The organism is Vibrio sp. V08_P9A1T1 (assembly GCF_963874405.1).
GTDB lineage: Bacteria > Pseudomonadota > Gammaproteobacteria > Enterobacterales > Vibrionaceae > Vibrio > Vibrio anguillarum.
The window spans coordinates 1-10,663 of record NZ_CAWNIB010000023.1 but is presented as its reverse complement, the minus strand read 5'-3'; the positions used below and the strand labels follow the sequence as shown (position 1 = coordinate 10,663).

10 protein-coding genes are annotated in these 10,663 nt (G+C 42.1%); 5 read left to right on the top strand and 5 right to left on the bottom strand.

Annotation, left to right across the window (positions count from 1 at the left end; all coding sequences use genetic code 11):
• Nucleotides 1–66: 66 nt before the first annotated feature.
• Nucleotides 67–975: a LysR substrate-binding domain-containing protein gene (locus AACT21_RS01475; RefSeq protein ID WP_094164398.1), complete on the bottom strand. Its 909-nt coding sequence runs from the start codon at nt 973–975 to the stop codon at nt 67–69.
• Nucleotides 976–1,065: 90 nt separating this feature from the next.
• On the opposite strand from AACT21_RS01475, the gene AACT21_RS01470 reads away from it, so the two are divergent.
• On the top strand, nt 1,066–1,992 hold the full coding sequence (locus AACT21_RS01470; RefSeq protein ID WP_094164397.1) for a DMT family transporter: 927 nt from the start codon (nt 1,066–1,068) through the stop codon (nt 1,990–1,992).
• Between the two features lie 11 nt (nt 1,993–2,003).
• Here the strand turns inward: AACT21_RS01470 and AACT21_RS01465 are convergent, their stop codons facing one another.
• A complete protein-coding gene (locus AACT21_RS01465) occupies nt 2,004–3,095 on the bottom strand; it encodes a DUF3541 domain-containing protein (RefSeq protein WP_094164396.1) in 1,092 nt (363 codons plus the stop codon).
• Between the two features lie 328 nt (nt 3,096–3,423).
• On the opposite strand from AACT21_RS01465, the gene AACT21_RS01460 reads away from it, so the two are divergent.
• Complete coding sequence (locus tag AACT21_RS01460) at nt 3,424–4,800, top strand: diguanylate cyclase (protein WP_017045991.1); 1,377 nt, start codon at nt 3,424–3,426, stop codon at nt 4,798–4,800.
• A gap of 272 nt (nt 4,801–5,072) precedes the next feature.
• Here the strand turns inward: AACT21_RS01460 and AACT21_RS01455 are convergent, their stop codons facing one another.
• Nucleotides 5,073–6,590: a DUF3612 domain-containing protein gene (locus tag AACT21_RS01455; RefSeq protein WP_017047432.1), complete on the bottom strand. Its 1,518-nt coding sequence runs from the start codon at nt 6,588–6,590 to the stop codon at nt 5,073–5,075.
• A gap of 161 nt (nt 6,591–6,751) precedes the next feature.
• Here AACT21_RS01455 and AACT21_RS01450 point away from each other — a divergent pair, with 161 nt between their 5' ends.
• On the top strand, nt 6,752–7,330 hold the full coding sequence (locus AACT21_RS01450; RefSeq protein ID WP_013868075.1) for a malate synthase: 579 nt from the start codon (nt 6,752–6,754) through the stop codon (nt 7,328–7,330).
• 125 nt (nt 7,331–7,455) lie between these two features.
• Here the strand turns inward: AACT21_RS01450 and AACT21_RS01445 are convergent, their stop codons facing one another.
• A complete protein-coding gene (locus AACT21_RS01445; RefSeq protein WP_017045993.1) occupies nt 7,456–8,472 on the bottom strand; it encodes a GGDEF domain-containing protein in 1,017 nt (338 codons plus the stop codon).
• A 232-nt stretch (nt 8,473–8,704) separates the two neighbouring features.
• Between AACT21_RS01445 and AACT21_RS01440 the strand changes: the two genes are divergently transcribed.
• On the top strand, nt 8,705–9,082 hold the full coding sequence (locus AACT21_RS01440) for an MmcQ/YjbR family DNA-binding protein (RefSeq protein ID WP_017045994.1): 378 nt from the start codon (nt 8,705–8,707) through the stop codon (nt 9,080–9,082).
• On the opposite strand, the gene AACT21_RS01435 is transcribed toward AACT21_RS01440, so the two are convergent.
• Nucleotides 9,079–9,996, bottom strand: coding sequence for a chemotaxis protein (locus AACT21_RS01435; protein ID WP_019281245.1), 918 nt, complete (start codon nt 9,994–9,996; stop codon nt 9,079–9,081). The two genes, AACT21_RS01440 and AACT21_RS01435, sit on opposite strands and share 4 nt — an antisense overlap.
• Before the next feature lie 185 nt (nt 9,997–10,181).
• On the opposite strand from AACT21_RS01435, the gene AACT21_RS01430 reads away from it, so the two are divergent.
• On the top strand, nt 10,182–10,460 hold the full coding sequence (locus AACT21_RS01430) for a peptidylprolyl isomerase (protein WP_094164395.1): 279 nt from the start codon (nt 10,182–10,184) through the stop codon (nt 10,458–10,460).
• Nucleotides 10,461–10,663 lie beyond the last annotated feature (203 nt).

Below are 10,663 nucleotides of genomic sequence, written 5' to 3'. Positions count from 1 at the left end.
GAATATAAGCAAATGTGGATATAGCAAAAAAATCTAAGCCGTCCTGTAGTTACATTACAAATTTAGTTACATCGCAAATTCTTTTTTGATCCAACTTCTTAACACTAAGATACTCTCTTGTTTCAGTTGCTCTTTGGCACAAACGAAGTAGTAGTCTTGATAGGGATTAGTCACTGCGGAACCGAGTTCTTGTAGTAGGCCTAACTTGATGTCATCTTTTACAAAGAGGCGATGGGTAACGAAAATACCTAATTGGCGGATAGTAGCTTGTACAGCTTGTGCTGAAGAGACAAATGATAGGTTTTTGCGACTCGCTGGCATGGTAAGTTGATAAGCATCGCACCAAATTTGCCAGTCTTTTTTGCGGCGCTCGTTCACAGCGATAATCGCTGGGTGGCATTTAAGTATGGATGAAAGCGTCTGCTTATCACCTTGCTTTATGAGGTCAGGTTTTATGAGTTCAGGGCTGCATACCAGCACCAATTCATCTTCGGCAAGTTTCTCACAATAGTAGTCTTGCCACTCATCTTGTTTACCATGAACAATCGCGATATCAACGTTCTCTGATGTTAGAGAAAAAGTGCCTGTTAAACTCGATATTCTCACGTCTATATGTGGCGCATGCTCTTGAAAGCGGTTAACTCGTGGTATCCACCAGTGCAGCGCTAATGAGTTGACCATGTTGAGTGTCAGTCGGTTATGGCGCTCATCTCTCATAAGCAATTCAGTTGCTTCAACGATTTGCTCCAAAGCAGGCGCAATTCTCCGATAGTATTTTTGACCAGCATTATTGAGTACGACGTGACGCCCAACGCGATTGAATAGCGGCTGGTTTAGCTGGTTCTCTAATGCTTTTATTGATTGACTGACGGCTGAATGACTAACATTAAGGTGCTTTGCTGCATCTGTCATGCTGCCTGTTTCTGCTACGGCAATAAATGAGTAGAGTGACTTGAGCGGAGGTAGTTTTCGCATTGGTAAGTTTCTCTTACAGGTTTGGTTAATATTACTCGTTATTTTTCCTTTCGTCATTGTTCTATGATAGCTGTACTAGAGGAGAGTTGTATGAACCCACGAATTTTGGCCCCATTATTTATGTTGTCCTCCACATTTAGCTTGTCATTGACAGGGCTACTGTCTAAGTTTCTTGCACATGAGATACCGCTACAAAGTCTCAGTTTTCTCCGATTTTTACTCCCCGCGCTCATATTGTTGGGAGTAATGAGCTTAACTCATTTCCGTTTTCCTCCCAAAGGTATGAAACGGGCTCTGTGGGTTCGCTCAGTATGTATTGCAGGCTGTCAGCTCTGTTTTATTTACTCACTTCAGCATCTTTCTTTGGTGGAAAGTGTTGTATTGTTTAGCACTGGTCCACTGTTTATTCCTTTGTTAGAAAAATTAATATTTGGTGTAGTGATGAAAGCAGGCACGGTTGTGAGCTTGGCCATTACATTTATCGGGGTGTTACTGCTGGCTGGCGATGTTTCGGGCATCCATTTACGGATGGAGTTATTGGTCGGTTTACTTGCGGGAGCGCTGAATGCGGGATCGCAGTTAAGCTTATATCGAGCGACGAAAAGTGATATGCGATCTATTGATATCAATGCTTGGACGTTTGTGTGTGCATCAATCTTATTACTGCCTTTGTTATTTCTTCCTACCGCGGACGTGAATGTACTTCAACAAACCTGGGGCAGCTTGCAGCAGTTAGCTGTGGTTATTGCCTTGAGCGGAGTCTCTATATTAGTCATTAACACTCAAATTTTTCGAGCCAAAGCCTACCGTCTGGCACACTCTGGCTCGCAGCTCGCTCCGTTGATTTTTACCAATTTGCTTTTTACCGCATTATGGCAACAGTTGTTTTTTAATGTGCAGTACTTGCCAACACAAATGGTAGGGTTGGGCTTGATAGTGATGGCAACTTTTACCGGAATTCTTATCCCGAAGCTATTTAAATCCTCAGTATCGTCAAACCAGCTTAAATCAGCTTAACCCGCTTATTGCTACTGTCTGATGAGCCCATAAGGCAGGCTAGAAAATACCTTAGGATTATTTTTCACTGTGGGCGCTTGGTTGGTTTTCTGCCAGTCAAGTAACATAATGGCAAGTACATTGCGGTGCTCTCCGTCGGCAAGGTCAAACACACCTGAGGTAGAGGGGATCATCCCTTTCTTTTTATCAATCGCTTGTTGAATTGCGAGGCGAGTTTTTTCTACAACAGGATCTTTTTCTAAACCTGCGAGTAGAAAAGTGATCCCAACTTCAGCAACCACATCTTCCTTCGCTCTTAGCAAAATGGTATCGATATTATTGCGAAAGTAGTCGAAGATCCATTGATGCTGCTGCTCTTTAATGGGATTTTGATAGTATTCCGAATCGGCAAAAATAATGTGTGTCATGCCATACAGTTTATTGCCATATTGTTGCGCGGAGAGTGCTTTATCAGCAGAATCTGGGTATGTTTTCCTAAAGCTATCAATGAATGGTTGTACGACATCTTGTTCACCTAACTGGCGTAACCAATAGACTTGGTTAGCAAGTTGTGCGGCCCACGCTTTAATCATTTCTTCATCAGTGGCGTACTTAGTAAAATCATAACGGCGGATCACTTGGCGCAAAAGCTGATCTTCTTTATGTTTCAAACCATATTCGTTGGCACGGGCCATAGAGCCTAATAGGTCGACGCCTAAGTAGAGGTATTCTGGCATATGTTTAGTGGCGATATAGCGTAATTGGCTGCGTTCATCTTCGTCATCGAGGTATCCAGCCAAACGTTGCTCAGAGTAGAGAAAAACCTGTTCAGCAGTTGAAACTTCTGCGGAAAATTGATTAAGTCGGCTTGCTACGCGAGCAAGATCACTCCACACCGCTGCTGAATATTTAGGGTCTAGAGTTTGGCGATACATCCGTAACCCATAGTGCCCCTCTTTGAATGCCGGCAATGTGAAAAGTTGCTCTTCATAGGTTTGACGAATAAGCACCGCAGATTCAGAAAAAGTGTTATTCGTTGTTGACGCCGGCTCTGCATAGCCAGAGGCAGGCAACCACAATGCAATAGCTAATCCCAGAAATAGGCCACTCTTTTTTAATAACATGATGAAAACACACCTCTAAGCTAATATTCATAATAATATTAGCATTTCATGGATTTATTATTGTTGGTGATATGTCAGGTGTGCGTAAAATGACCGTTTTGAGCAGTCGTTAGGATAATGCGTTTAGCTGATTGTGCTTTTTACGCTATGCAAATTGATGAATTAAAATATTACTATGTTAGCAAAAAGCTACGAGTTCATTTGGTTATATCAACAAATTTGTAATTAATTTGGGTATTCCCTCATTAATTACGTTAATCTTAAGTAAGAAGCACTATTCTAAATAGAGCAAGTAAAACCATACACATGTAGTGATCGCTACAGGCTAGTGAGGGAGAGTTGCATGAGACATATCTCAGGCAAACAGTGGTCTGTCAATTTGCTTCTCGTTGCCTTCATCATTTTTTGTGGAGGGTTGATCGAAATTATCAACTTCAATCAACGAAGTTTTATCCGAGATAATCTTCAAACCAGAGCAAAGGAAGAGCTTTCGATTATTCGAGCTCAGTTAGAAGCTGCCATTTTGTCTGACATCTATGTAGCAAATGGGCTAACCAGCTTAATTGCGATTAACGCCCATTCTCAGTTCGAAGATTGGGAAAAAATTGCGGCTAATATTTTACATGAAGGTAGACATTTGCGCGTGATTGGGCTTGCGCCTGATGATGTGATTCGTTACACCTATCCATTGAGCGGAAATCACAAAACGATAGGCTTAGATTACCGTACCGTTCCCAAACAATGGGCCACGATCTTAAAAGCAAGGGAGATCCAAGAGATCTTCATTGCAGGCCCTGTGAACCTGGTTCAAGGTGGGCGAGGCCTTGTTGCTCGGATTCCTATATTTACTGACCCTCCTGATAACCAACAATATTGGGGGGTATGCAGTGTCGTGATCGATTTAGATTCTCTATTACTTTCCACTGGCGTTGAACGTTTTACTCACCGCTTTAATTTGGCGATACGTGGGGTAGACAGTACTGGTTCGGAAGGCGAGGTATTTTTTGGTGAACAAGAGGTGTTCACGAAAGCTTTTGCAAAACAAAGTGTTCATTTTCCCTATGGCGGCTGGGAAATTGCTGTTGCGCAGAAAAGCGATGTTTTAGGTCAAGTGCCTTGGTATCAGGTTCACATTGTACGGTTGCTAGGCTATCCGATCTTAATCTTGTTGGTTGCGGCGTTTATTACGATATATCGCTTGTACTCTATTGCTAATGAAAGAGCACTTCATGACGAATTAACTCAGCTTCCTAACCGTCGGTACTTCATGTATACGCTTGATCGATATTTTGAGCAGGCTATCAAAATGGACCAATCGGCTGGTTTTGTGATCCTCAACATTGATATTGATAAGTTCAAATCGATCAATGACACCTATGGGCATGCGGCGGGTGACAAGGTGTTGATTGCTTGTGCGGAGCGAGTGAAAAGCGTATTGCGTTCTTCGGATTTAGTTGCACGCATTGGCGGTGATGAGTTTCTGGTTTTGCTGTCTCGAGTATCGGACAACGATGATATTGAGCGGATCAGTCTCAAAATAAAAAGTGCGTTGTGTAATGCGCCAGTCATTTATGAGCAGCACTTAATTAACCTACATGTCAGTGTAGGCGCAGCCGCATTTAGCCCAGAATTTGATAATGTGGATGCGATGTTGAAACTGGCTGATGAGCGGATGTATCAAGAAAAGAGGCAGCAGTACTACTAAATTATTTATTCAGATTTGCATTTTGAAATTTAATTGCAAAATGCAAATTTATTATGCGACACGTTGTAATGAAACCGCTCATAAAGTAGACAGATAAGGTGTTTTTTGGCAGTTTTAAAGTTGGCATGCATCCTGCTATATAGTAAGTGACCCTTCTAAGCCGAGGGTCACCTAGCCAACTGACGTTGTTAGTGAACCTTATTTTTGTTCACACTTATTAATAGCCAATCATACTTTTTGTGATTGGCTTTTTTTATTTTTACGCTCTGCAACTAGCCAGCACATTTCTCATAGCAGCTTGGTTTTCTTGGACAGACAGCACCGCGTGAGCAGATTAAGCGCGCATTATTTTCAATTCCGCGTTCAATCCAATTAATATTAAGAATTTTAGCAATAGTCGTGAGATCTTTTTTGATGTGTCTTGGAATAAGAGAGCTCCCGCCGTTGCTGACGCATAACGCTTTGAGCTCCTCAGCAATTGAGTGAGCATCCCCACCTTGTGCATTGATGGCTGGATTCAAATCTATTCCAGCGCATAGCACTCGATTATTGCCTGCTGGATCGATCATATTGACGGATTCACAGCAATATATTCTCGGCTCATCACCTACATTCAAAATCGAAATTTGCGCAGAGCTGCCACTTTGCGGCTCTGAAAGACGTCTAAACACGGCCCAATGCTGGCAAGGGTCATTCACTTTACGCATATTCCCCCACGGTAGAGGGATCCCATTGCCACGATAAACCGCTTTTAATTTGCCTTCACCATAAGCATCGAAATAGTGCCAATGCGGATAGGGTGACACGACCGTCATGCGCCTCATCGCAACGGAAGGAGAAACCCCCGCTTTCAAATGTACATCGATTTCGTAACCGCTGCGATCAAGAAGTTGTCGATAAGGCACTTTGGGGCACAGCAGTGCGCCAGCAAAAAAACTCGATTCAAAATCTCGCCATGCCTGAAGGATATCTTGGGAATTTAATTCACAGGTGGCGGTGGCATCAGGCGTTTCTTCCCAACTGTTTGTGTGGCCAACCGTTAAGACACTTTTTAGTCCCTCTTTGCTGTGCAGAATATTGTGGCCAATATACACTGCGAGGTCGTACTTTAGGCGAGTTGGGTACTCACGTAGAATTTCATTGAGGTAGATCGTGCATGGTGGTTCAAAAAAAGAGGTAATAAGTTGTTTAGCGCTAACACCAAGCTCATCAACAACATCTTGCGGGGTTCTCGTGACCCAGCGGATAACCAAACCAAGGCTTTTGGCGATGTCGATAAGATCTTCAACAGCTAAGTTTAAGCGTTTTAAACCCACTTCTTCTGCTGCTCGCTCAAGATCTGGGAAGTGGTTTTGTAAACTCTCTTGGTGAGCACGGATCAATAGATGAGCAAACTGTTTGCCAGTGATCCCGGTTTGGGAAAGCATCTCTGGGATCGCGATTTGTAAAATATCATTTGAGAATAAAAAGCTAGGTTCAAGAGCCATACCGCTGATCCCACCTCTGTTACCCTTGTCAGGAGTAATATCCGTTTGACCTGGTTCATCATCTAAAAACCAAGCGGGATCTTTTTGGAAAACTTGGGCAATGACCTCCAACATATCAACACTAGGCACCCGTTTTCCACGCTCAATCATCGAAAGGTATGAAACGGAGGGGGCGTATTCTGGGTTGATACGAATACAGCGTGCCGATAAGTCTTCCATCGTTAGGTGATTACGCTTTCTTAAGTTTCTGACTTTTGTCCCTAAGAAATGTGACTGACGAACTAAGCTTTTTGATAAGGCCATTTTGTAAAATTCACACTGTAAAATTTTTGTTGTGAAATTGTAGTAAAAAATTGGTTAATCTACCAAGTAAGCAAGGTCACAAATTTGCACAAAGGTTAAACGCAAGTTTGGAATAATTGCTCTAGAACACAAAATGTTGAGTTACCTATAAGGAAAAGACGATGAATATGCTGACATTCGATAAAACAGAAATCCAAAAACTAGATAAACCCTTTATCGCTGAAGCCGTCTTCGCCGTCGAGACTATCAGTGCTAATCAACAAAATGAAAAGCAGAGTAGAGCGAAGCAACTACTCGATAGATTGTTCCCTTTGGCGACGGGCTCTCATCAAGATGTGACCAGTTATGTGATCGATTACCGCCATGTGTTGGCTTATTTCAAGGATGGGCGTCATAGTGGTTTGAAGCACCCAAAACATTTTGTTGCCTTCAATGGTGAAAAGGAGTCACCATGTTCGATCTTGTTTCGTGATGGAAGTGGTAGCCATGTTGAAGTGATGTTAGGCTGCACTAAAGGGACTGGACGCGTTGAACTGATAGAGATTAATGATATTCAGTTAGAAACGTGTACCACATTTACCCAATCGGTGGAAGAAATGCCCAGCGCCGCAATGCGCCACTGGGTAAGCCTAGTCAAAGGTGATGAAAAGGGTAAGCCTCAAGCTTGTAGTGAAGATAAGGAGTACACCGCAAAAGATGGTGAAGACTACTACTTAAACTACAGTTTTAACCTTGCTTAGGTTATAGATGCGTATTGGGATTAAATGGGGCGTGGCGCCCCTTTTACTTTTCTATCCATAAATTGAGGTTTATGGAAATTGTGATTGCTTTTCAGCGACCCATAAGCCATAAGAGGTTGAAGCGATTAAAGCGGCATAACACGGTTGCGGCCTAATTGTTTTGCTTCATAGAGCAGTTTATCGGTTCTTTCTATCAAAGACTCGGACGTATCACCTAGTTGTAATTCTGTCACACCAAAAGAGGCGGTAATATTACCAACTTGGTTTCCTGAACGGCGATCCTTCACGCTCATTTTTTCTATCGAACGGCGCAGTGATTCTGCAAACTGTCTGGCAATGCGCAGTGTTTTATTTGGAACAATTAAAACGAACTCTTCACCGCCAAATCGGTAGGCGGTAATGCCATCTCGACAGCTACTCTGAAGCTTTTTAGCGATGCCTTTGATGACGGTGTCACCAAATAGGTGGCCATAATTGTCATTAAAAGATTTGAAGTGATCGATATCTAATAAGATCAGGCTTATTGGTTGCTGCGCGCTTATTAGGGTAAAGAGATCATCATTGAACGAACGGCGGTTATATAAACCGGACAATCCATCGAATAAAGCCTCTTTTTGCACCTCGGCAAGCTGCTCTTTCAGTCGATGAATTTCTTTACTGGCACTATTAAGTTGACCATTTAGAAACTGAGTTGAATGGCGAATATCTCGCGATTCAGTGACCAATTGGCGAACCACTTTCATCACCTCTTCGATCGATAAATCATCGTTTTCGACTCGTTCTAATTCACTAAAACTTTTATCAATCACTCTGGCAAATTCGCTGGTATCGGTTAGGGTATCTGACATTGAACTTGCGACTTCATTGACTAACACTTCAATATTGTTGCGTAGCGTGCTTAAACTGGTTTCAGAGCGCGATGCGACATAGCTGTTATAGAGTTGAGAGCTTGCCGCGGGAGGACAAAGGCCAAAGTTTTCCAATACAGAATCGAGTTCTCGATTGAGTTGAGGTATGGCGTTGTCAACATAGGTATACCAAAGTGCATAGTTAGCAGGTGTCGCCGCCACATGATTTTTCATCATCAACGGTACTGCTTTTTTTAAATTGGCTGTAGATCTCTTAAAGTCGTCGCTGGTCATTATCGTAAAATTAATAGACAGTCACAGATATTCATACCGCTAAGATTAGCGGATATCCCAAAGTTATGCGCTAAAAAAATGCAACTAAAGTTTGAAGTTGAATTTTTATTTACGGTGAACAATCGATTCTTGATGTAGATCAAACACAACAGACAGACATAGTCGGGGGTTTTTTATATATTGAATCGCTGAATGATTAAAATAAGTTGGTTACTGAATCAAGGAGTAATAGATGGAGATGTATGATATTGAATCGTTTTTGGATATTTTACCTCAGGTAGAAAGTAGCTATCCGTTTGGTCCTGACGCGTTGGTTTTCAAAATTCGCGGTAAAATGTTTGCCTATACTTCTCAGTCGAGAGAAGAGCCGTTTGTGACATTGAAGTGCACTCCCGAAGATGGTGAAGTTCTGACCAGTGCCTTTTCCGCTATTCGTCCTGGTTATCATATGAATAAAAGACACTGGATCTCCGTTAAGTTAAACGGAGATGTTGACCAGATGATGTTAGAGGAATTATGTGAACGCTCTTATCAGCTTGTAGTAAGTAAACTGAAAAAATCAGATAGAGAAGCGCTTCAGGCTCTGTTTGTGCAAGCAAAACTTGATTAAGCGGTATCCTTACGTTGTTCCAGTTTTTTTGCGCCACGCAGCATCGCTTCTATTAATTCTGTTGCGTTAAATTTTTCCAAAGCTTCGTGGGCTCCGACTTGGTGAGCTCTATCCAAACAGATCTCACTGGAAAGCGAGGTGTGAAGAATACAATAAGCATGGCTCAGCATTGGATCATTTTGAACCTCAAAGGCCAGTTCATATCCATCGAGGCCCGGCATTTCAATATCACTGACCAGCAAATCGATCGCACGTTGATGTTGAGCGTCTTGACGCATCAGCTCAATGGCATCAAGTCCATTTTTACAGATTTGGTAAGGGATGTTGATACTGTCTAAGGCATCTGACAATTGTTTACGTGCAATAGATGAATCATCCACCAGTAAAATACGCAATGCTTTTAATCGCTCACGTTCAATATCAGTCAGCATCGGAATCTTAGTTGATTCATACTGTGGATAAATTTTTGAAAGTAATAATTCGACGTCAAGTAACTGCACAATCTGTTTTTGATAGCGGGTTATGCCAGTGATAAAAACGTCTTTTCCCGCCACTGCAGGTGAAGACTCGATTGTTCGCCAGTCACACTCGATGATTTTCTCAATGCTACGTACCATAAACGCAACTACAGTTCGCAGGCAGTCCGTCACGATTAAGTAGCATTGTTTATATTCGCTAGGTTGAATTGCTCTAAAGCCAATGGCGGCAGCCATATCAATGACAGGTACCGTCAAGTTACGGATAGTCACCGTTCCGATCACATGGTGATGAGAATATGGGATTTGTGTCATTGGCATGTAAGGGACAATCTCTCGTACTTTCAGAGTCCCGATAGCAAAAAGCTGTTTCTGAGTGTTCAATGTGAACATCAACATGCCTTGGGATTGGTTTGCCTTACTGGGGGTTTTAGCCATAACACCTTACTCAACGTTGTTTCTTATGCTTAATACTAAACGATCTCTTACTGACGGCAATGCGTTAAATGCAAATAAACAGTATAACCGTATGTTTATTGATCTTTTGCACTCTTACATTGGGGTTGGACTCTTGAAAAGCATCCGTTACACTATTTGCAGTAGCAAATTTATTGAGAAAAATGATGGCAAGAACGGCAGCGGCTCTTCACATTTTAGTGAAGCATAAAGAACAAGCTGAAGATATTATCGCTCAGTTAAAAAAAGGAGCGAAATTTCAAACATTAGCCAGAAAATATTCTACCTGCCCTTCGGGTAAAAAAGGGGGCGATCTGGGTGAGTTTCGTCAGGGGCAGATGGTACTTCAATTTGATAAAATCTGTTTCACTGGAGAGGTACTGACACCCCATTTGGTGAAAACCAAGTTTGGTTGGCATGTTGTAAAAGTTCTATATCGGACCTAGCCTCAATAGGGTGATTTTCTCATCGACGTTGATTTTTAAAGTAATAGCCAATGAGCAGTGAGTGCCACGCTTTTTCTCAAAACCAGAAGTGCGTGGTGCTTTTCATTCGTTAGGAATGACACTCGATTCTTTATCTTTTTTATTCCATTACCTTTTATAGAATGGCCTACTACACCAAAACTACTTCAAGTAGTAAGGTATAT